Consider the following 22,243-nt stretch of genomic DNA (forward strand, 5'->3'; position numbering starts at 1 on the left):
AATAAAATGTGCTTCAACTACTATAATTATAAAGTAACATCAAGGCCAAAAATGATTGCTCAAATTCAGTTTCTGCTTTAAATTTGAGTATGTTTTTAAAAGTTTGATAGCTTTACTTTCAATATTTACATAAACTCAAAAATTGCAATCTTTGGAGGAATAGAGCAGACCAAATGAATATGTGTTTTTGAACAAATAATCTATTGTCATTCATCGCAAAACACACTCTGAGTGGTAAAATTGAAATTTAAAAATATGTCTATAAAAACCCTGTAAACGAAATTTAAAAACTATGAAACATATATTTATTCTAACAACTATTATATTGTTTAGTTCAATTACATCACCTCTGTTTGCTCAACAAGATGGTTTTATTAAGGACTATTTGGTGCGATTGGAAAATTCCCGAAAGTATTTAATTCTTGTTGCAGAAACAATGCCAGAGGACAAATACAACTTTAGAGCATCACCAGAGTCAATGACTTTTGCGGAAAACTTAATGCATATAGGATATGCTATAGATTGGCATAGTCAGTCATTGTTAGGTGAACGAGAATCTAGGGATTGGAAAACTGATACAATTTTTAAGGTTAACAATAAATCAAAAGAAGAGATGATTGCAACAATTAATAAAACATTCGACGAAACCATAAAACTAATTAAACAATTTGATACAACTCAATTAGATGTCGAGCTAGACTATTTTGGTTTGAATAGAACAAAACGCCAAATTTTCTTATTACTTGCAGACCACATAACTCACCACAGAGGACAAATTATTGTTTATATGAGACTAAACGGACTTGTTCCACCTAGATACGTTTTGTTTCAATGACTTAAACAAATTGAATTAAAATTAAGGAAACGGATATTTTGAAAAATAATGCCCTCTTGAAAACAACGAAATAGCAAGCCGTCTATAAAAAATTGTTATTTTTAGCTTAACCAACATTTGTGATACTAAAAACACATAATGATTTTTGAAAAAAATGATAGCGGATGGAAAATCCTAACTGATATAAATCTATATATAGCTTAAAATAATCTCAATGAAAAAACTTATTCTTTTATCATTATTAGTAGCCTTAACTCTTAATCTTACTGCCCAAGAAACAATAGACTACTCAAAACAAGTAGCAACACTAAACAGTACAATAGAAACACTTTATTCAGTTATTTCGGGAGATAAAGGTGTAGAACGCAACTGGGAATTATTTAAGTATTTATTTCATAAAGACGCAAAACTTATACCTACTGGTAACACCAAAGAAGGTATAGTCATTGCGCGTTATATGTCTCCACAAGACTATATCAGTTCCTCAGGAAAATGGTTGATTGAAAACGGTTTTCATGAAGTTGAAATAAATAGAGAAACACAATCCTTTGGTAATATTACTCAAGTATTTAGCACTTACGAATCGTTTAAAATTAAAAGTGATACTGAACCTTTTATGAGAGGCATCAATAGTATTCAATTAATGAATGACGGTGAGCGTTGGTGGGTTATTAACATCTATTGGATGCAAGAAACTAAGGAAAACCCTATTCCTGAAGAGTATTTACCAAAAAATTAATCTCAGATAAATCCACTTAATCAATTCGAGTGAAATTGTTTTTGGGAGAACTTTTTGATACTTCTCGATACAATTTGTTAAAGCTTCGCTTCGGTATCTTCAATCAAAATATATTTTGACTTCGATAATCTTACAAATCACTCTAAGTGACGTCCACTAATATCATCTGCTAAAAAAATCTTAAATAGCATTTGAGTTCTAACTTATACTCCTTACTTTTATCAGAACGTTTTACAAAACTATTATATGACATTTTCATTTAAATCAAATTCAATTCTAACTATTGCTTTAGCATTTTCTATCTTAAGTAGTGCTCAAAATTCAACAGAAAAAGCAACACCTGTTTTTAAAGATGGTGAAGCACAAATTGTAGAGGCTTTTAAGGATTCCAAAAAATGGATTCGCCATGATTTATGGGTAGAAACAGAATTTGATACTGATGGAGATGGTGAACCAGATCGCATGCACGTTGCAGTAACGCGACCAGAGCAAACTGATACAGAAGGACTAAAACTACCAATAATATATGTGTCTAGTCCTTATTTTGCAGGCGTCGCTGCAGATGCACCTGGTACAATGTGGGACGTAAATATAGAATTAGGAGGAACTGCAAAAGAACGTTTTCATCCAGACGTAACACGTCGTGGACAACGTCCAATTATTTCAAACTCGCATATTAGAAAATGGGTACCAAGAGGATATATAGTTGTACACTCTTCTTCTCCTGGGACAGGTTTATCAGATGGTGCACCAACTATTGGTGGACAAAACGAATCATTAGCCCCAAAAACAGTTATCGACTGGTTGTGCGGACGTGCAACTGGCTATACAGAACGCAACGGAAATGAAGAAGTAAAAGCGTTTTGGTCAACAGGGAAAGTTGGTATGACTGGTACTTCATACAACGGAACTATTCCGTTAGCAGCCGCAACAACTGGAGTTGAAGGCTTAGAAGCTATAATTCCTATTGCACCAAATACATCCTATTATCATTATTACCGTTCAAATGGATTAGTACGTTCTCCAGGTGGTTACCTAGGAGAAGATATTGATGTTCTTTATGATTTTGTACATAGTGGTGACGAAGACAAACGAGAATATAATAACAAAACTGTTCGCGATATAGAAATGATGAATGGTATGGATAGACAAACTGGTGACATGAATGACTTTTGGGCTGGTAGAGATTACCTCAACCAAATGGGTAACATGAAGGCTGCATTATTGATGTCTCATGGTTTTAACGATTGGAATGTGATGCCAGAACACAGTTACCGCATTTACAAAGCTGCAAAGGAGAAAGGGTTACCAACTCAGATTTATTACCACCAAAATGGTCATGGTGGACCACCACCTACTTCAATGATGAATAAGTGGTTTACAAAATACTTACATGGTATTGATAATGGTGTTGAAAAAGAAGAAAACAAAGCTTATATCGTTAGAGAAAATGATGATAGACAGCAACCAACTGCTTATAAAGATTACCCAAATCCTAAAGCATCAGATGTAACCTTAAACTTAACTTATGGAGGAAGTACTATTGGTGGTTTAACAATTGAAAATGTCGAAGCTGCAGGAGAAATGTTTTCTGATGATGCCTCTATTTCCGGAAGTGATCATGCAAAAGCAACAAGTTCAAAGCATAGACTCTTATATGTAACTCCAAAATTAAAAGAAGATCTTCATATTTCTGGTGTACCAAAAGTAACTATAACATTAGCTAGTAGTAAATCAGCAGCTAATTTATCAGTTTGGTTAGTGTCTTTACCTTGGGAAGATGGGAAGGATGTAAAAATAACAGACAACATAATAACTCGTGGTTGGGCTGATCCAAAAAATCACAAATCGTTGACCAAAGAAGAGGGCCTAATAATTGGAAGAGACTATTCTATAACTTTTGATTTACAGCCAGATGATCAAATTATCAAAGCAGGTCAACAAATAGGTTTTATGATTTTTTCAAGTGATAAAGAATTCACCTTACATCCAAAGCCTGGTACAGAAATAATGATACATCTAGGTCAAACTAAATTAACTTTACCTGTCGTTGGTGGTGCTGAAGCTTTTAAGAAAGCTACAAACTAGTTCTTAATCAGTTTGAAAGTTTTTACAACATTATGGCCTTCAACTTTTAGAAAGTAAATACCAGATTCTAAAGATGACGTATTTATGGTATTCGTATTTCTGTTGATATCTATTTGTTTTCCTAGAACATCAAACATTTGAAATTTAAGATTTAAATTTTCAGACTGAATAGTAATTACATCCCTAAATGGATTAGGAAAAATAGTCACTGTTTCAACTTCGAATTCTGGTGTGTTTAATACATTATTACAATTAGGATTAACAGTTGTTGACGTCATAAATGTACCATTATTGATAAACCAATTTTGCCACTCACCTCCACTTCCTGTTTGCCAATCCGATAAATCAAAATAATTTTCACCTGTAGTCATTCCTGGTACTTTATAAACTTTTAAGGCTTCATTACTTTGTAACCAATTCAATGGATTTCCACTAGTGCAATTCTCTGGTAAATAATCTGTAGCACAATTAGTTTGTATAAAAAAAGCATGCTCTTCATAATTAGGGTAATCTCCATATACATAAGCTTTGCCATCAGAATCTACACAAACAGCTGTATATTCATTACAAGCAATTCCGAAAGCTCTGCTTGTATTATCAGTTGCATAACGTGCTAAAAACGCACTATGTCTTCCTCTTCTGTCTGGATTGTCGTAATGAGTATCTGTTATAATATCTTCTAAAAAAGGGATTTCTAAAAAATCATTATATCCTAAGGTTGCTCTAGAATGGTATGGATTGCTTAAAGCTTGGGCAGTGGTTATTGTACCATTTTGGGCAGAAAAATAACCACTTCCTAAAATTGCCATTCCAGCACTTGTACCACCAATAACTCCACCTTTTACGTTGACAAAATTATTTAAGGCATCTTCTAAAGCATTGTCTTTAAAATAACTCACGTAATTATATTGATCACCACCAGCAAACCAAATAGCTTCGGCATTTTCAACTTTACTTAAAACATACTCATTTGTTGCGCCTTCTTCATTATAAATAACAAATGTGGTCACAGAATTTACTGTTACACCTAATTCTGAATAGAAATAATTATTATAGCCGCTACTGCCAGAAGTTCTCAAAACTACAACATCACCACCATTGGCTTTATTTAAGAACCAAACCATAGCTTCGTCGCTTTCACTTGCTCCACCCATTAGGCAAATTCCAGAATCAGGATTAACCACAAAATCGGTTGTATTTCCTGTAGCATATTCAACATAGTCTTGTGAAAAACTGAACTGAAAACTAAAAAGGATAATTAAAACAACTTTATACATATATTAATTTTTTGAGTTAGTCACTTAGTTGCTGTTAGTTTTGATACTGTCATTCAATTAGTTACAATGTGTTTTTCTTTAAAAATATGCAAACATACTGATAGAATCTTCTAGTTCTTCCTTCGGTTTTATGTAACTAGTTTAAAATCAGTAGAAATAAAAATAAAATCACGTTTCTTAAGTGTATAACTCAATTAATTTTTATCTTCAAGAAGTGGCACAAATCGAAATTTGCCAAACTCGTGCTTTTCAAAGTCTTTTGGCCCTTTTCGAATAAACATAGTCATGACTTGAACATCTTCACCAACAGGAATCACTAAACGTCCTCCTATAGCTAATTGACTCAACAAAGGATTAGGTACAAATGGTGCACCAGCTGTTACTATAATACTATCGAAAGGAGCTTCATCTGGCAAACCCTTATAGCCATCGCCAAAAATGAGTTTCTTAGCTCTATAACCTATTTTAGGCAAGAATTTAAATGTTTTTTTAAACAATTCTTGCTGACGCTCTATACTATAAACTTTAGCACCAAGCTCAATCAATACAGCACACTGATAACCACTTCCTGTTCCTATTTCAAGTATTTTATCACCAGTTTTAATTTGTAATAATTCTGATTGAAAAGCAACAGTATAAGGTTGTGAAATAGTTTGATCTGCAGCAATTGGAAACGCTTTGTCTTGGTATGCATGATCTATAAAACCAGAATCCATAAATAGGTGTCTCGGTATTTTACCAATGGCTTTTAAAACGCTATTATTTTTTATTCCTTTTTTAATCAGCGTTTCAACAAGTTTCTGGCGCATTCCTTGATGCTTAAATGTATCTTTCAAAAGCGTAGTTTAGTTTACGCTAAATTAATTTAAAGAAGTTCAAGTTCAAAGGAAGATTTTAAACTTTATTCAATTAATGATTTCTAAGTATTTTATATTTTCTTTTTCAACTTTTTAAATCAAAACGACTATTTTTGTTAAAAACAGAAAAACATGCTAAAAGCTGGTGTTCTTGGTGCTGGTCACCTTGGTAAAATTCATCTAAGACTACTTAACCAATCTAAAAAATATGAGCTCGTAGGTTTCTATGATGCTGATCCTGAAAATGCAAAACTTGTGGTTGCTGAATTCGGTTATACATATTTTGATACCATTGATGCTTTAATAAATGCTGTAGATGTTGTAGATATTGTAACTCCTACGCTTTCGCATTACGAATGTGCAAAACAAGCTATTAAAAAAGGAAAACACATTTTTATAGAAAAACCAATTACCAATACGGTTGAAGAAGCCGAAACCATTAGAGCCTTAGTTGCAGAACATGAAGTTAAAGGACAAGTTGGACATGTTGAGCGTTTTAATCCTGCCTTTATTGGTGTAAAAGATCAGATTGAAAATCCAATGTTTATAGAATGTCATAGACTTGCAGAGTTTAATCCTCGTGGTACAGATGTGCCTGTGGTATTAGATTTAATGATTCACGATATAGATATTATTTTAAGTGTTGTAAACTCTCCTGTGAAACACGTTTCTGCAAGTGGAGTTTCTGTAGTTAGTGAAACACCAGATATTGCCAATGCACGAATTGAATTTAAAAACGGTTGTGTTGCAAACCTTACAGCGAGTAGAATTTCACTAAAAAATATGAGAAAGACTCGATTCTTTCAAAAAGACGCCTATATCTCTGTAGATTTTCTTGAAAAGAAATGTGAAGTAGTAAAAATGAAAGATGCACCAGAAAACCCAGGTGATTTTGATATGATACTTCAAAATGCGGAAGGTCTAAAAAAACAAATCTATTTTGACAATCCAGAAATACAGAATAACAACGCCATTTTAGATGAGTTAGAAACGTTTGCTGACGCTATTAATAACAACACTAAGCCAATTGTAACTTTGCATGATGGCACAGAAGCATTGCGTGTAGCTTCAATGATTATTAATCAATTTTAAATAACATAATAGAGTACGTCAGTTCTAGTGATTTCGAAATATCGAAATTGTATCGAGAACTCATCTTTAAATAAATAACCTGAGACACTACGACAAGCTCAGTGCTACAAAAAAATAGAAAAATGAAAAACATAGCAGTTATTGGAGCAGGAACAATGGGGAATGGTATTGCCCACACGTTTGCACAATCTGGATTTAAAGTTCAGCTTATAGACCTTAGTGAAGCATCGCTAAAGCGAGGTGTAGATACTATCGCAAAGAATTTAGACCGAATGGTTTCTAAGGATAAAATTACAGAAGAAGATAAAACAACAACTTTAGAAAACATAACTTTATTTACCAGTATTACTGAAGGAGTTGAATATGCAAGCTTAGTTGTTGAAGCCGCCACTGAAAACGTAGATTTAAAACTTAAAATCTTTAAACAGTTAGATGAAGCTTGCAGTGAAGACACCATTTTAGCTAGCAACACCTCTTCTATTTCTATTACACAGATTGCTGCAGTTACCTCTAGACCAGACAGAGTCATTGGTATGCACTTTATGAACCCAGTACCTATTATGAAATTAGTAGAAATTATTCGTGGTTATAATACTAGTGATGAAGTGACAGATACTATCATGGAATTATCTAAAACCTTAGGTAAAATACCAACTGAAGTTAACGATTATCCTGGCTTTGTTGCCAATCGTATTTTAATGCCTATGATTAACGAATCTATTGAAACTTTATATAATGGTGTTGCTGGTGTTGAAGAAATTGATACCGTTATGAAATTAGGTATGGCACATCCAATGGGTCCTTTACAATTGGCTGATTTTATTGGTCTAGATATTTGTTTATCTATTCTAAATGTGATGTACGACGGCTTTAAAAAACCAAAATATGCACCTTGTCCTTTATTGGTTAATATGGTTAGAGCTGGAAAATTAGGTGTAAAATCTGGTGAAGGTTTTTATGATTATTCTAAGAGTAGAAAAGCTGAGAAGGTCTCTAGTCAGTTTTTAAAATAAACATATGAAATGTCATTGCGAGCCTGCCTGTTAGCAAACAGGGACGCAGAACCTGGTCGTCTTTTTCATTGAAACTTATTTCTTTATAAAAAGATTGTCACGCTTTTTTTCTAATAAAAAAGCTCGCAATGAAAGATACGATATACATGGCAAAAATAATTCCATTTAAAGCTGTAAAACCAACGAGAGCAATTGTTGGTCTCGTTGCTGCTCGTCCATACCAAAGCTACACAGTTGATGAACGTGAATCTCGAATGGATTTTAATCCATTTAGTTTTCTTCATATCGTTAATCCTGGTTATAAATATGATCAAGAAGTTACAGGAAAGAAACGCTATAAACTGGTTAAAAATCGGTATTCAGAATTTAAAGAGGACGGCGTTTTTGTTACCGATGAAAAACCTTCATTATATGTTTATAAAATTGTGAACAGACATGGTCAGGAATTTAATGGTATTATAGCCGCAACAAGTGCTGAAGATTACGAAAATGATGTCATAAAAAAACACGAAGACACTATTACCAAGCGTGAGCAAACTTTTAAAACCTATATTCAAACCGTAGGTTTTAATGCCGAACCTGTACTTCTCACCTATCCCGATAACAATGTAATCTCAAACATTATAAAAGAAACTCAAAAAGAGCATGCAGAGTTTGAGTTTACTATGACCTATAGAGATACTCATTATTTATGGAAGATAGATAATAAAGATTCTATTGCTATAATTCAAAATGAATTTAAGCAAATGGAAACTATTTATATTGCTGATGGTCATCACAGGTCTGCTTCATCTTATTTATTATATAAAGATGAAAAAGAACAGAATCCAAATCATAACGGAAGTGAATCGTATAACTTCTTCATGTCTTATTTAATTCCAGAATCAGATTTAGTTATTCATGAATTTAATAGACTTATTAAAGATCTCAATGGACTAACCAAAGAAGAATTTCTAATAAAACTAGATGCAGTCTATCGTATTGAAAATAGAGGAATTATACCATATAACGCATCTAAATCTCATCATTTTAGTATGTATTTAGATGGTGAGTTTTATTCTTTATACTTACGAAAAACAAACTATAAATTTAAAACAGCACTAGACGAGTTAGATGCACAATTGTTATATAAAACAATTCTTCAGCCTATATTAGGCATTGATGATTTAAGAAACGATAATCGCATAGAATATGTGAATGGAACACACGAAATGATTACCATAAAAACGAGTGTAGATAGTGGTGAATTTGCGGTTGGCTTTGGTATGTGCCCATCTAATGTAGAGCAGATGAAACAAATTGCTAATGAAGGCTTAAAAATGCCGCCAAAAAGCACCTATATCTTACCAAAATTAAGAAGTGGAATTACTATTTATGAGTATTAGTAAAAATCTTAAAGACATAAAATCAATATTACCTGACCATGTTACTTTAGTTGCAGTTTCTAAAACCAAACCTATAAGTGATTTAATGGAAGCTTATGATGCTGGTCAGCGAATTTTTGGTGAAAATAAAATCCAAGAAATGGCTGATAAACATGAGCAAATGCCAAAGGATATTCAATGGCATATGATTGGGCATGTGCAAACAAACAAAGTTAAATACATGGCTGAATTTGTGAATCTAATCCATGGAGTTGACAGCTATAAATTACTGAAAGAAATTAATAAACAAGCTAAAAAACATGATAGAGTTATAGACTGTTTGCTACAAATTAAAATAGCGCAAGAAGATCGTAAATTTGGGATATCAGCATATACTGCTTCTACTCTACTTCAATCTAACGAGCTTTCAGAATTAAAACATATAAATGTTATTGGTGTAATGGGAATGGCAACATTTACAGACAAAACAACACAAGTGGAAAAAGAATTTAAACTCTTAAAATCTACTTTTAATAAACTAAAAAATTTGAACTCTAAACTTAAAACTATTTCAATGGGAATGAGTGGAGATTATCAGTTAGCAATTGACTGTGGTAGTACTATGATTAGAGTTGGAAGTAGTATATTTGGAGCACGAAATTATAATTAATACGTCATTCTAGAAGATACGACGAAGCAATCTCTACGATTAAAGAGATTACAACAGCTTTTTCTAAAAGCTTCTTAATGACAACTAAACAAATTAACAACATTTACGCAATACTAGACATAGAAACCACAGGTGGTAAATACAATGAGGAAGGCATAACGGAAATTGCGATTTACCAGTTCGATGGTCATAAAGTAACGGATCAGTTTATTTCTTTAGTAAATCCAGAACGCGAGATTCAACCCTTTGTAGTGAATCTTACAGGTATTAATTCTAATATGCTTAAGAATGCACCTAAATTCTACGAGGTTGCTAAACGTATTGTAGAAATTACTGAAGATTGTATAATAGTTGCGCATAACTCTTCTTTTGATTACAGAATTCTGAAAACAGAATTTAAACGATTAGGCTTTCCTTTTAAACGAAAAACACTTTGCACTGTAGAGCTTTCTAAAACATTAATTCCTGATATGGAATCTTATAGTTTAGGAAAATTAGCACGAGCACTTGGTATTCCTATGAGCGATAGACATCGTGCCAACGGAGATGCAATGGCTACTGTAAAACTCTTCAAAATGTTATTGAACAAAGATTTAGAAAAAGTGATTATAAAAGATGCGGTAAAAGTTGAACAAAAATCAAACCTTGCTCCTAATCTTACAGAAATTATAGAAAAGTTACCATCAGATACAGGCGTCTATTATATACATAAAGAAAATGGCGAAATTATATATATAGGAAAGAGTAAAAATATAAGGAAGCGTATAACACAACATTTTACTAATAAGAATTCAAAATCGAAGAAGATTCAAGCTCTAGTTCACACAGTTACTTACGAAAAAACAGGTAGTGAATTAGCAGCACTTTTAAAAGAAAGCGAAGAAATAAAAAAAAACAAGCCTCTCTTTAATAGAGCCTTAAGGCGTACCGTATTTACTCATGCGCTCTATAGTTACATGGATGAAAATGGGTATATCAATCTAAAAATTGATAAAGCCAATAGTAAAGAATTACCTATAACTACATTTAGCACTAGATCTAGCGGAAAACATTTTATGTTTAAAGTTGTAGAGGATTATAACTTATGTCAAAAACTAACTGGATTGTACACTACAAAAACCAGTTGCTTTAAATACGATGTAAAAGAATGTCTAGGGTCTTGTATTAATGAAGAACCCGTTGAAGCCTACAATAAACGTGTTAAATCTCTCGAAGAAAAACATAGTTACGAAAATAAAAATATGCTTATTATAGATAGAGGTCGAGATATAGATGAGAAAAGTGTGTATTTAATTGAAAATGGCATCTTTAAAGGCATGGGCTTTTTCGATTTAAACCACCAAATAAACAATAAAGAAGTATTAATGTCTTTAATTACTCCTATGAATAACAACAAAGACAATCAGCATATTATTCAAAGTTATATGCGACGAAATAAGCGATTAAAAATTATTGAGTTAAACAAAAAATAATGAAATTAAAATTATTATTTCTTGCGGTTTCTATTTCCATGTTAAGTTTTTCTCAAGACTACAATGTTGCGATGAAAGTCTCAAAAAGTGATTTAGAAAAAACTTATTACGAAAAAGATTCAACTGCAAACGCTTTAGTTATTTACGACTATGGTAATAGTTTTATAGACAAAAAAACATTTTGGCTCAGAGTACAGGTAAAACAGAAAATAAAAATCTTAAAAACTGACGGAATCAGCAGAGGTGAAATTGAAGTAAAATTATATAAAGATAAATCATCAGAAGAGCAGATAATAAAAATACGAGGTGCATCCTACAATTTAGAAAATGGGCAAATGGTTAAAACAGAATTAAAGCCTAGTGCCATTTTCGAGGAAGAAAACAAAGATTATACACTAGTGAAATTTGTTTTGCCTAATGTTAAAGTTGGAAGTGTTATTACTTACAGCTACGAAACACAATCTCGTTTTATAAGAAAATATCAACCTTGGTATTTTCAAGGGTCAGACCCCGTTTTGTATAGTGAATATAACACTAGCATTCCAGGGAATTACGAATATAATATTAAACTTGTGGGCTCAACACCACTGCATACCAACACAAGTCGAATAGAGAAAAACTGTATAATTTTAAGTAATGGTGCAAGTACTGGCTGTTCTATATCAAAATACGTGATGAAGAATATCCCTGCATATAAGCGTGAAAAGTTTACTACAACATCCTTAAACTATATTGCAAGAATAGAATACGAATTGAGTATTATAAGAGGGTTCGATGGTAGCATAAAAAAACTAACTAAGTCTTGGGCAGATGTAGATAAAGAATTAGAGAGTAGCGCCAATTTTGGACGGCAAATCAGCAGAAAAAGTCTAGCAAAGAAAGTTCTACCTGAAGAAATAAAATCAATAGATAACGATTTAACCAAAGCTAAAGCGATTTATCAATTTGTACTAGACAATTATAAATGGAATGGAAAATCTGAACGTTATGATGTTTCAGTCAAAAATTTGCTAAAGGAAAAAATCGGTAATTCATTTGAGATTAACTTATTATTAGAAAATCTATTGACCAATCAGGATTTTGAGGTTTATCCAATACTAATGTCAACACGTGCCAATGGGCTAGCTACAAAGGTTCATCCAGTTCTTACTGATTTTAATTATGTGATTTTAAAGGTAATAATAGGTGAAGAAAACTACTTTTTAGATGCAACTGATCCGTATTTATCATTTGGCGAATTACCATTTAAATGCCTAAACCAATACGGAAGACTTATAGAATTTGAAAACGGAAGCTATTGGGAAAATATTGAGATAGATGCTTTGTCATCTCGACAGCATAAAATAGAATTATTGTCCTTTGAAGATGATGCTTTTTCTGGAACTATTGAAAGTAAATTTACAAGATATCATGCTCATAATGTGAAACAGAGGTTCTATGAGAATTCTCAAGTATATAGAGAAAAGAAGGCTGACAAATTTGTGGACATCATAATAGAAGATCTTGATATTATAGATTTTGATAAAACGAAAAATGAATTTAGCGAAAAGATTACCATAACCATAAAGCCCGAATTTATCGGAAACAAAATCTATCTAAATCCATTTTTTATCAAATTTTTTGAAGAAAACCCATTTAAGCTTCAAGAACGGTCCTATCCTATAGATTTTGGCTATAAAGACATTTATTTCTATGTAATGAAAATAAACTTAAATGATAAGTTAAAGGTTGTAGGAATTCCTGATGGATTTAAATATAACCTACCAAATAAGTCAGGATCTTTAGTTTTTAATATAGATAATAATGACGGTGAGCTCATTCTATATTTTAAAGTTAACTTTGACATGACAATCTATCCACCAGAGTTTTATAGTCACTTGAAAAAATTCTTGAATAAGGTTGTTGAGATACAAAAAAATACTGTTATAGTATTAGAGAAACAATAGTTTTACTTTTTGTAATTTTAAAACATGGAATCAGAAAATAATCATACTTGGAAAACCAAACTACACGAAATCATCTATGAAGCGGACACACCTGCAGGAAAATTATTTGATGTAGTTCTTCTCATAGCTATTCTTGCTAGTATTATTTTAGTAATGTTAGAAAGTATTAATAGCTTTGATGAAAAGTATCATGTTTTTTTAAATGTTTCTGAATGGGTTATCACCATATTATTCACTATAGAATATATTTTGAGAATCGTAACCGTAAAAAAACCGTTAAAATATATTACGAGTTTTTATGGTGTTATTGATTTATTATCAACCATACCAAAGTACTTGTCTCTAGTATTTGTTGGTACACATGCCTTAGTTGCCTTGAGAGCTTTGCGCCTACTAAGAGTTTTTAGGATTCTTAAATTAGCACGATATTTAGGTGCATCAAATCAATTAACCAATGCAATTAAAGCTAGTAGAGCAAAAATTTCTGTCTTTCTATTTGCCGTAATAATAGCTGCTATAATTTTTGGGACTATTATGTATTTGGTAGAAGGCGAAGAAAATGGGTTTACAAATATACCAAAAAGTGTTTATTGGAGTATTGTTACCTTAACCACGGTTGGCTTTGGTGACATAGCGCCACAAACTCCTTTAGGTCAGTTTATAGCCAGCTTAATTATGATTTTGGGTTATGGTATTATTGCTGTACCTACTGGTATTGTTTCTGCCGAATATACAAAAGCGTCAGAAACTAAAGGAAAAATCTCTGATGAGGAACATAAGCATTTAAAAAACGTTGCACTTAACACACAATGCTGTGTAAATTGTTTAGCGGAGACACATAAAGACGACGCAGAATTCTGTCATAAATGTGGAGGTAAATTGCACCATGAGTAATACACTTATATCAATCGTTGGCCCAACTGCCATTGGTAAAACTGCTTTGAGTATTAAACTGGCTCAACATTTTAATGCTGAAATTATTTCTGCAGATTCTCGTCAATTTTATAAAGAGATGAATATCGGTACTGCTGTACCAACTATAGAAGAACTTAGTGCTGCCAAGCAACATTTTATTCAACATAAATCTATACAAGATAATTATAATGTTGGTGATTTTGAGCGAGAAGCTATTTCTAAAATAGAAAAATTACATCTAAAAAACCCAGTAGCAATTATGGTTGCTGGTTCTGGCTTATACGTTAAATCAATAATTAAAGGGCTTGATTATTTCCCTGAAGTAGATTCTAACATTAGAACTGAATTGATCAAAAAACTTGAAGAGAAAGGTTTAAGAACATTGCAAGAACAACTAAAAATACTTGATTTAAAAGCATATAATCTAATTGCGATTGACAATCCTAAACGTATCATAAGAGCTTTAGAAATCTGTATAGGAACGGGGAAAACCTATTCGTCTTTTTTAACTAATCCTAACAAACAACGAAAGTTTAAAACTATTTCTATAGGACTAGATGCGGATCGCTCTATTATCTATGATAGAATAAACCAGCGAGTAGATATAATGATTGAAAATGGATTGTTAGAAGAGGCAAAAGCACTGCTAAAGTTTAAACATTTAAATGCCTTAAATACGGTAGGTTACAAAGAACTCTTTGGTTATTTTGAAGGAAACTCGACCCTAGAGTTTGCCATTTCAGAAATTAAAAAGAACACAAGGCGATTTGCAAAGCGTCAACTCACATGGTTTAGAAAAGATGAAACTATAAATTGGTTTAATTATAAAACTGATGTTAAAGAGATTATTCAGTTTATTGAAAAATAAGTATTAAAAAAATCCAGCTCTAAGGGCTGGATTTTTTTATACTTAAGTCTATTCCGGTTTATTATTAATTACTAATCTAAAACCTTCCCCATGAATATTTAAAATTTCAACATTTGGATCTGGTTTTAAATACTTACGAAGTTTAGCAATATATACATCCATACTACGAGATGTAAAATAGTTATCATCTCTCCATATTTTAGTTAATGCTAATTCTCTTGGCATTAAATCGTTTTCATGCAGTGCTAACAATCGTAGTAGTTCATTCTCCTTTGGAGACAACTTTGATGGGTTTTCTCCATCAAATTTCAAGAAACGAAGTTTTGAATTTAAATCGAAACGACCGATTTTAAATTCAAATTGTTTGCTATCCGCTACAGTATCTGTTGCCTTACGTTGTATAATTGCTTTTATCTTCATTAAAAGAACTTCACTATCAAACGGTTTATTAAGATAATCATCTGCACCTACTTTATAGCCTTTAAGTACATCTTCTTTCATTGCTTTGGCCGTTAAGAAAATGATTGGCACATCTGTATTTTTTTCACGGATCTCTTTAGCTAATGTAAACCCATCTTTATATGGCATCATTACATCTAAAATGCAAAGATCGTAATCGTCTTTTTTGAACTTTTCAAAACCTTCCATTCCGTTTTTGGCATGGACAACGTCGTAATCGTTCATCATTAAATAATCTTTTAAAACTGTTCCAAAATTTGGATCGTCTTCAACCAAAAGAATTTTTTTGTTCTGTTCTTCCATAATTCGTTTTTAAGATATTAACGGCAATTTTATAATAAAAGTACTGCCTTTTCCTTTTTCACTTTCTACTGATATATGACCTTGATGGTCATCTACTATTCTTTTTACATAAGCTAATCCTAACCCATGCCCTTTAATATTGTGTACATTACCTGTATGTTCTCTATAAAATTTTTCGAACACACGCTTGGCTACTTGTTTTGGCATACCATTGCCTTGATCTACTATTTTTAATATGATGCTGTTTCCGATGCTCTCAGTATATACATCAATTTTTGGTGCTTCGTCTGAATATTTAATAGCATTATCTAATATATTAACAATTACATTGGTGAAATGTGTTTCGTTTGCCAAAACTGATGACTTAGCAGCACCTAAATGTGTGTTTATAAAACCTTGTCTATCTTCAACTATGAGCTCAACATGAGTCATGGCATCTTCAATTAGGTCGTGTAACTCTAAACGTTCCTTACTAATATTTAGCTCATTTTTCTCTAACTTAGAAATACGCAGCACATTTTCTACTTGTGCATGCATTCGTTTATTTTCTTCCTTTATCATTCCTAAATAACGCTTCACCTTTTCTTGGTCATTAATTATTTTAGGATTCTTTATAGAATCTAAAGCCAAATTAATTGTTGCTATTGGCGTTTTAAACTCATGTGTCATATTATTAATAAAGTCTGTTTTTATCTGCGATATTTGGCGTTGTTTTATTAACTGGTAAATAGCACTAGAATAAGCAATTATAATAATACTTGTAAATACTATAGAAAGCACAATCATCCATAAAATAGAAGATAGTAAATATTTTTTTCTGTCTGGAAAATCTACCCAAAGCCTATAACTACCTTCATTGTTATTATCTAAAAAAATAGGAATACCATAAGCTTTTTCTTTTTCAAAATTCTGAGTTTGCACTTTAGTTGCTAAGTCATCATCGTAAACAGCAAATTCAAAATTTAAGTTTACACCTTCATCTTTTAGCTCCCTTCTTAATAAAGCCTTAACTTCTATAGGAGTTATCCTTTTATAGATTGGTATATCATTTAAATAATCCATAAATGTATCTTCATACATTTGCTTTTGCAAATCTGGCATTGAAGAATATTGGATTAAACGTTTCTCTGGTGCTATGGTCCGTTTTTTGTCTATACTATTATTATTATAAATTTCAGTGACACGTTCGTTAGACAATTTGCTAATATTAAAACTGTCTGCATCAATTTCAAAGAACAATGAAGGCACTTTAAAGCGTTCTTCAAAAACCGTATTACGATGTACTATGGTTTTATCATTTATATCATCCTCTGTAGTAATAAAAAGTTGTCTAATTACAGTGGAATCTGCTTCAGTGTTATTATCAATAAAGGGTTGGATTTTTAAGAGATAATCTCTTAACTCTATTTCCTTAATATCCCTAGACGTAAAACTCAAAGCTCTTCGTACACTTAGTTCAAAATTCTTTTCTTCATTTTCTAAACTATTATTAATAAAAAATGATTGAACGAATATGATACCAATAAGTGATAAACTCATTAAGACTACCAATAAGACGAATAGCTTTTTGCCCATCAGTCAAATTTAACATTTTAACATTTAGTACAAATTAGCTTTAACCTTACATTAACAAAAGAAATCGTTAATCTTTTATGTTGATGAATCGAAGTATTTGATGATGAATTTCAACAGCTTCTTGCTTTGCTGATTCTAAATCGTTATTTGTGATCACAAAGTCAGATTTTTTAACCTTCTCAGCATCTGGTAACTGGTTTTTAATAATAGCTTTTATTTTTTCTTTCGAAGCGCTATCGCGATTCATCACACGTTTAATTCGTAAGTCCTCATTTGCCACAACAGTAATAATATAATCGTATTGATTTTCAAGTTTATTTTCGAAAATAATTGCTACTTCTTTAATAACATAAGACGCGTCTTGCTTTTTTAACCAACGTTTAAAATGAGATGCCACTTTTGGATGTACAATGGTATTCATTTTAGACAGTAAAGTTTTATTATTAAAGATTTGTGAAGCTAAAAAGGGTCTATTAAGTATCTCGTCTTTATAAGCAGATTTACCAAACAATTGTATCAGCTGTCGTTTTATAACTTTAGAGCGATTCATTAAAGCCTTAGCTTCATCATCTGCAATATAAACAGGAATTCCAAAAGATTCGAAACACTTTGCGACTGTGGTCTTGCCACTTCCTATTCCACCTGTGAGTCCTACTATTACCATTCTATAGCTTTATAAAATCTATACGTTTTTGTTTTATACTTATACGCTTTACAAATTCGGGTTTTTTAACAATTTTTGGCACAAGGTATGCTTGATCCTCATCTCTATCTCCATAATTACATTCTACTACAAAGTCTGAAGCCTTAATAGCATTAAAATTATCTAAATCTACATAATAAGAGAGAGTTACGAATTTAGGAAAATAGTTGATTTTAATATTATTTGGCATATTTCTTACAGTTATCGGAATTTCAATAGTCCCTTCTGTAAATCTAGTCACATCTGCTTTTACATTTATTGATTTAGGAAATATTTCAATAGCATTATACTCAGAAATATTTAGTTTTACCATCTCATTAATGTTAGTGTTAACATCATTTAGCTCTAATAGCTCAGTACTTAATGAATTTATGTTATCTACTTCCGCGGATGAGCCAACAATTTTTACACTATCTAAGTCAAACCTAAAATCTTCTTTTATATCGTAGCCTATAGCATAATTGATGTTACTATTTAAAATTACAGGCACTAGTTTTGAAGCTCTTTTAGAATAAAACATTACTAGTGTGTCTGGTTTTATCGAAAGAATTTTATACGATTTACCTAATTGTCCTTCGATGAGAAATTGGTACCTCTGTACATCGAAAATAAATTGATTTGGCTTAGAAGCGACATCCGTTTTTACATCTATAACAATGTCTTTATGTTTTTTAAATATAAAAGGTAATAATGAAAAGCCTTTTGCTTCAATATAAGCGTTAATAGTATTTAACGAATCATTCTGTAAGATAATTTCATCTTCAAGATTAACCAAATTTACTTTTAATTTTATCGTTTGCTTATAGTCATTAGATAATTTAGAAAAAATTAAAAATACAGATGCAATCGCAAAAAACAAACTAAAGCGTTTGACGTTTTTCGTTTTTAAGTAATCTAATATGTTCAATTTCTTATTAGAATTCATAATTGAATTAGAAAAATAATTGAGGAAATGTATCCTCAGGTTTCTTGCCCAAAACGACTAAATTAAAGGTTGATTTAAAAAAACCATAGCCATAACCAAAAAATTGTACCGCTATTGCAACTAAGGCTTGTAAAGCAACAGTTAAACTTTTATTTGAAATTAATGCTAAAATAAACACTAAGCAAAAATAGAATGTATATAAATACAATGGCAGTTTTATATTGAATAACAGCAACACAACAGAAAAGATGAATCCCAAACTAAACAATGTAGGAAACCAATATACTAAACTCTTAGACTTAGGATGCCATTGATTGAGAATTGGTCTTACCATACCAAATTTATAAACTTGTTTATAAAACTTAGACCAAGATATTCTACGTTTATGATATACATAAGCATTTTTAATAAGCGTCGTTTTAAAACCTAATTTATGTAATCGCAATGATAAATCTGGATCTTCTCCCGGATGAATTTTACCAAAACCACCAGAAGCCATAAATGCTTTTTTAGATATGCCCATATTAAAACTACGCGGTTGAAAATCTTCAATCTGTTGCTTACCTCCTCTTATGCCTCCTGTAGTTATAAACGATGTCATAGCAAAGTTGATGGCTTTTTGAAGGCTTGTAAACGAAACATGCGCAGCATCAGGTCCACCAAAACAATCGTAATACGATTTAGCTAAGATTTTTTTTACTTCTATTAAATAATTAGAAGGCAAAATAACATCAGAATCTAAAATGATAAAGTAATTCCCTTTAGCTTTATTCATACCATAATTTCTTGAGTGACCAGGTCCGGAATTTGCTTTAAAAAAATAAGCTATATCCAATTGGTTTTTAAACATCTTAACGATGTTTTCTGAAATTTCAGAAGAGCCATCTTCTACGATAACAACCTCAAAGGTATGCTTACCATCTAAAGTTAAAAAACTTTCTAATAGTTCTTTAATTTCGTTAGGTCTATTATAGACAGGAATAATAAAAGAAAAAGTAATATCCTTCATACACTACAAAGGTAAATAAACCAAACACATAATGTGTCTGTTAACTAATCCTATTATTTTTCAATAATCGGCTATGTTTATAATATTGTTTAAAAAAAACGGTAAGTGTATTCTTTAGTACAAGCGTGGTTTTCTTAACAAAAAATGATTATAATAAAAAAAGCCGCTAAAAATTAGCGGCTTTAGTGTATTAAAAAAAGTGTCTTAAACTTATTGCTTAATCACACGTATTGTTTTAGTAACAGTTGCAATAGTTACTTTAACAAAATAAGTACCAGTTTGTAAACTAGACATATCTAAATCACTATCAACAGCATTAGGTGTCGCACTTAACACTTCTTGGCCTAGCATATTATACATTGTTACATTCTCAATAGTATTTTGAGCATTTAATGTTAATGTATTTTTAACTGGGTTAGGATAGTATGTAAAAGCTGCTACATTTTCTAAATTATTAACATTTAATGCAGGATCTGATCCAACACTAATATCAAAATCATTATACTGAACAGATGTAAACCATCCATAAACTCTTACATAATAAGTAGTACCAGCGACTAAACCTGTTAGGTTTAGAGTATCAGGATCACTAGTTGCAGTAAACACTAATCCAGCACATCCTCCTGTGGCATCATATACACCCATACCCATATCTGTACTCGTAGAAGTTCCTCCTCCTTGATTTGCAACATTTAATAGTTCTACTCTATGTGCATCGTATATGGCTACAAATGAAAACCAAACATCTGTATTTGGTGTACCAGAAACATCATCAGCTTGAGCAGATGCAGTTGCGCCAACTGTTGTTCCTGCTGTTACTATTCCATTATTATAATCTAAGTTAACTGTTAAACCAACAACATTATCACACTCATCATTTGCTGGTGCAGGTGGTGGAGGTGGAGGTGTTCCAATACATACATCAAAAGTTGAAGTTTGACCAGGTGTAGCAGTCCATGAGTAAACTCTTAATAAATATGTATTACCAATCGTTAATCCGTTTACTGTACTACTATTAGGGTCACTACAGCTTAAATTAGTTAGTGCACCACAAGATCCCGACCATACAGAATGATATAAATCTGTTGTTCCGTTAGCTACATTTAATAAATCTATATTATGAGATACAGCAGTAGCAACAAAAGAATACCATACATCATCATCTTCCGTACCAGAACAAGAAGCTTCATCTTCACCTGAAGCTGTAGCAGCAACAATTGTTCCTGGTGTTGTTGTTGTACAAGTTTCATCTGCATTAACGGTCAATTCTATTGCATTAGCACAATCATCATTTGCAGGTGGTGTAGCTGGCGTAGAATAACTAACAAGCACCCAAGCACTAAATGAACCTCCACAATCTGAACGTACATAGAAATCATAATCCGTTGCTGGAGTTAATCCTGTAAACGATGCCGCTGTGGTCATCGTAGAAGTACCTGAGACTGGTTCTGTAGAAGGAGATGGCAAATTAGCATACTCCCAAACTGTCTCTGTACCACCTATAGCCCATGTGAAATCTGAAGCTGAATCAGTTAATACAGTATTCATAACAGTTGCAGGATCAGCACAAGAAGGTATTGATCTTACTCTAAATTTACCAACATGAAAATCATAGTCCTCACCATCATCAACAGTACCGTCAGTTGCCCATATGGCAAATGATACATTACCAGTAATTGCAGTTAGATCTTCTACATATTCAATTCCACCAACTGGTGGCTCATTTGCAGCATTCCAAGTAGCAACATTAGCCCAAGTCGTTCCTCCATCAGTACTCATTAATAACTGTACTTCATCGTCACTACCCATTGTGTCATCAACTGTGCCTTGATTCCAATTAGTAACAGCTACATTAACCTCTAATTGGTATGGTCCTCCTGTTGATAAATCAAAAGATGGAGATAACAACCACTCACTATCAACGTTAGAATATAAATTAATTGCATTACTACTACCTAAAGCATAAGAAGTACCATCTCTCCAATCTGAAGCACCTAAATCCATTGGCCCAGATGTTGAATCACCACTACCAGCCTCATCCCAACAAGCATCTGGTACATTTACAGACATATCTGCTGTGTAATCTGGTATAATTACGGCACATTCTGTTGTAAATGCGAATGGTCCAACCCA

At 32.1% G+C, this 22,243-nt stretch carries 19 protein-coding genes; 11 read left to right on the forward strand and 8 right to left on the reverse strand.

The genetic code is table 11. The features are described 5' to 3' along the window. The first annotated feature begins 292 nt into the window (after positions 1-292). The 3 genes from AAC053_RS09040 (at position 293) to AAC053_RS09050 (ending at position 3,662) form a co-directional block, all read left to right on the forward strand. On the forward strand, positions 293-835 hold the full coding sequence (locus AAC053_RS09040) for a DinB family protein (protein WP_339755508.1): 543 nt from the start codon (positions 293-295) through the stop codon (positions 833-835). Between the two features lie 214 nt (positions 836-1,049). After that, positions 1,050-1,574 (forward strand): hypothetical protein, encoded by a 525-nt coding sequence (locus AAC053_RS09045; RefSeq protein WP_339755509.1) that lies wholly within the window; start codon positions 1,050-1,052, stop codon positions 1,572-1,574. A 246-nt stretch (positions 1,575-1,820) separates the two neighbouring features. Next, a complete protein-coding gene (locus AAC053_RS09050) occupies positions 1,821-3,662 on the forward strand; it encodes a Xaa-Pro dipeptidyl-peptidase (protein WP_339755511.1) in 1,842 nt (613 codons plus the stop codon). Here the strand turns inward: AAC053_RS09050 and AAC053_RS09055 are convergent. Continuing rightward, the gene (locus AAC053_RS09055; protein ID WP_339755513.1) at positions 3,659-4,939 is read right to left on the reverse strand and encodes a T9SS type A sorting domain-containing protein; all 1,281 of its coding nucleotides are present in this window, start codon (positions 4,937-4,939) and stop codon (positions 3,659-3,661) included. The genes AAC053_RS09050 and AAC053_RS09055 overlap by 4 nt on opposite strands. Before the next feature lie 194 nt (positions 4,940-5,133). Next, entirely contained in the window at positions 5,134-5,775 is a 642-nt protein-coding gene (locus AAC053_RS09060; RefSeq protein WP_339755514.1) for a protein-L-isoaspartate(D-aspartate) O-methyltransferase, read from the reverse strand. Positions 5,776-5,928: 153 nt separating this feature from the next. Between AAC053_RS09060 and AAC053_RS09065 the strand changes: the two genes are divergently transcribed. The 8 genes from AAC053_RS09065 to miaA all read left to right on the forward strand — a co-directional run bounded on the left by AAC053_RS09065 (position 5,929) and on the right by miaA (position 15,136). Further along, the gene (locus AAC053_RS09065; RefSeq protein ID WP_339755516.1) at positions 5,929-6,888 is read left to right on the forward strand and encodes a Gfo/Idh/MocA family oxidoreductase; all 960 of its coding nucleotides are present in this window, start codon (positions 5,929-5,931) and stop codon (positions 6,886-6,888) included. A gap of 122 nt (positions 6,889-7,010) precedes the next feature. Continuing rightward, positions 7,011-7,901: a 3-hydroxybutyryl-CoA dehydrogenase gene (locus tag AAC053_RS09070; protein WP_339755518.1), complete on the forward strand. Its 891-nt coding sequence runs from the start codon at positions 7,011-7,013 to the stop codon at positions 7,899-7,901. Positions 7,902-8,047: 146 nt separating this feature from the next. Then, positions 8,048-9,286 carry a DUF1015 domain-containing protein gene (locus AAC053_RS09075; RefSeq protein ID WP_339755537.1) on the forward strand — a complete coding sequence of 413 codons (1,239 nt, stop codon included), beginning with the start codon at positions 8,048-8,050 and terminating at the stop codon, positions 9,284-9,286. Continuing rightward, on the forward strand, positions 9,276-9,935 hold the full coding sequence (locus AAC053_RS09080) for a YggS family pyridoxal phosphate-dependent enzyme (RefSeq protein WP_339755539.1): 660 nt from the start codon (positions 9,276-9,278) through the stop codon (positions 9,933-9,935). The genes AAC053_RS09075 and AAC053_RS09080 overlap by 11 nt, the downstream gene beginning before the upstream one ends. 101 nt (positions 9,936-10,036) lie before the next feature. After that, entirely contained in the window at positions 10,037-11,407 is a 1,371-nt protein-coding gene (locus tag AAC053_RS09085; RefSeq protein ID WP_339755541.1) for an exonuclease domain-containing protein, read from the forward strand. After that, on the forward strand, positions 11,407-13,353 hold the full coding sequence (locus AAC053_RS09090; RefSeq protein WP_339755520.1) for a DUF3857 domain-containing protein: 1,947 nt from the start codon (positions 11,407-11,409) through the stop codon (positions 13,351-13,353). The genes AAC053_RS09085 and AAC053_RS09090 overlap by 1 nt, the downstream gene beginning before the upstream one ends. Positions 13,354-13,377: 24 nt before the next feature. Then, complete coding sequence (locus AAC053_RS09095; protein WP_339755522.1) at positions 13,378-14,247, forward strand: ion transporter; 870 nt, start codon at positions 13,378-13,380, stop codon at positions 14,245-14,247. Further along, a complete protein-coding gene (gene miaA / locus AAC053_RS09100) occupies positions 14,240-15,136 on the forward strand; it encodes a tRNA (adenosine(37)-N6)-dimethylallyltransferase MiaA (RefSeq protein WP_339755524.1) in 897 nt (298 codons plus the stop codon). Before AAC053_RS09095 ends, miaA begins: the two co-directional genes overlap by 8 nt. 48 nt (positions 15,137-15,184) lie before the next feature. Here miaA and AAC053_RS09105 read toward each other — a convergent pair whose 3' ends face one another. The 6 genes from AAC053_RS09105 to AAC053_RS09130 all read right to left on the reverse strand — a co-directional run. Then, positions 15,185-15,898 carry a response regulator transcription factor gene (locus tag AAC053_RS09105; RefSeq protein WP_339755526.1) on the reverse strand — a complete coding sequence of 238 codons (714 nt, stop codon included), beginning with the start codon at positions 15,896-15,898 and terminating at the stop codon, positions 15,185-15,187. A gap of 9 nt (positions 15,899-15,907) precedes the next feature. Then, a complete protein-coding gene (locus AAC053_RS09110) occupies positions 15,908-17,437 on the reverse strand; it encodes a HAMP domain-containing sensor histidine kinase (protein WP_339755528.1) in 1,530 nt (509 codons plus the stop codon). Positions 17,438-17,540: 103 nt separating this feature from the next. Beyond that, positions 17,541-18,137 (reverse strand): dephospho-CoA kinase, encoded by a 597-nt coding sequence (coaE, locus tag AAC053_RS09115; RefSeq protein WP_339755530.1) that lies wholly within the window; start codon positions 18,135-18,137, stop codon positions 17,541-17,543. Between the two features lies 1 nt (position 18,138). Further along, positions 18,139-19,101, reverse strand: coding sequence for a CdaR family protein (locus AAC053_RS09120; protein WP_339755532.1), 963 nt, complete (start codon positions 19,099-19,101; stop codon positions 18,139-18,141). A 7-nt stretch (positions 19,102-19,108) separates the two neighbouring features. Continuing rightward, a complete protein-coding gene (locus tag AAC053_RS09125; RefSeq protein ID WP_339755534.1) occupies positions 19,109-20,110 on the reverse strand; it encodes a glycosyltransferase in 1,002 nt (333 codons plus the stop codon). Between the two features lie 210 nt (positions 20,111-20,320). After that, positions 20,321-22,243, reverse strand: a 1,923-nt coding sequence (locus tag AAC053_RS09130) for a T9SS type A sorting domain-containing protein (RefSeq protein ID WP_339755535.1), incomplete at its 5' end; no start/stop codon positions are given.

Origin of the sequence: uncultured Winogradskyella sp. (assembly GCF_963975125.1) — a bacterium.
Classification (GTDB): Bacteria; Bacteroidota; Bacteroidia; order Flavobacteriales; family Flavobacteriaceae; genus Winogradskyella.

Coding starts and splice junctions, on each gene's coding strand:
- AAC053_RS09040 (WP_339755508.1), top strand. CDS start 293: ATGAAACATATATTTATTCTAACAACTATTATATTGTTTAGTTCAATT.
- AAC053_RS09045 (WP_339755509.1), top strand. CDS start 1,050: ATGAAAAAACTTATTCTTTTATCATTATTAGTAGCCTTAACTCTTAAT.
- AAC053_RS09050 (WP_339755511.1), top strand. CDS start 1,821: ATGACATTTTCATTTAAATCAAATTCAATTCTAACTATTGCTTTAGCA.
- AAC053_RS09055 (WP_339755513.1), bottom strand. CDS start 4,939: ATGTATAAAGTTGTTTTAATTATCCTTTTTAGTTTTCAGTTCAGTTTT.
- AAC053_RS09065 (WP_339755516.1), top strand. CDS start 5,929: ATGCTAAAAGCTGGTGTTCTTGGTGCTGGTCACCTTGGTAAAATTCAT.
- AAC053_RS09070 (WP_339755518.1), top strand. CDS start 7,011: ATGAAAAACATAGCAGTTATTGGAGCAGGAACAATGGGGAATGGTATT.
- AAC053_RS09075 (WP_339755537.1), top strand. CDS start 8,048: ATGGCAAAAATAATTCCATTTAAAGCTGTAAAACCAACGAGAGCAATT.
- AAC053_RS09080 (WP_339755539.1), top strand. CDS start 9,276: ATGAGTATTAGTAAAAATCTTAAAGACATAAAATCAATATTACCTGAC.
- AAC053_RS09090 (WP_339755520.1), top strand. CDS start 11,407: ATGAAATTAAAATTATTATTTCTTGCGGTTTCTATTTCCATGTTAAGT.
- AAC053_RS09095 (WP_339755522.1), top strand. CDS start 13,378: ATGGAATCAGAAAATAATCATACTTGGAAAACCAAACTACACGAAATC.
- miaA (WP_339755524.1), top strand. CDS start 14,240: ATGAGTAATACACTTATATCAATCGTTGGCCCAACTGCCATTGGTAAA.
- AAC053_RS09105 (WP_339755526.1), bottom strand. CDS start 15,898: ATGGAAGAACAGAACAAAAAAATTCTTTTGGTTGAAGACGATCCAAAT.
- AAC053_RS09110 (WP_339755528.1), bottom strand. CDS start 17,437: ATGAGTTTATCACTTATTGGTATCATATTCGTTCAATCATTTTTTATT.
- coaE (WP_339755530.1), bottom strand. CDS start 18,137: ATGGTAATAGTAGGACTCACAGGTGGAATAGGAAGTGGCAAGACCACA.
- AAC053_RS09120 (WP_339755532.1), bottom strand. CDS start 19,101: ATGAATTCTAATAAGAAATTGAACATATTAGATTACTTAAAAACGAAA.
- AAC053_RS09125 (WP_339755534.1), bottom strand. CDS start 20,110: ATGAAGGATATTACTTTTTCTTTTATTATTCCTGTCTATAATAGACCT.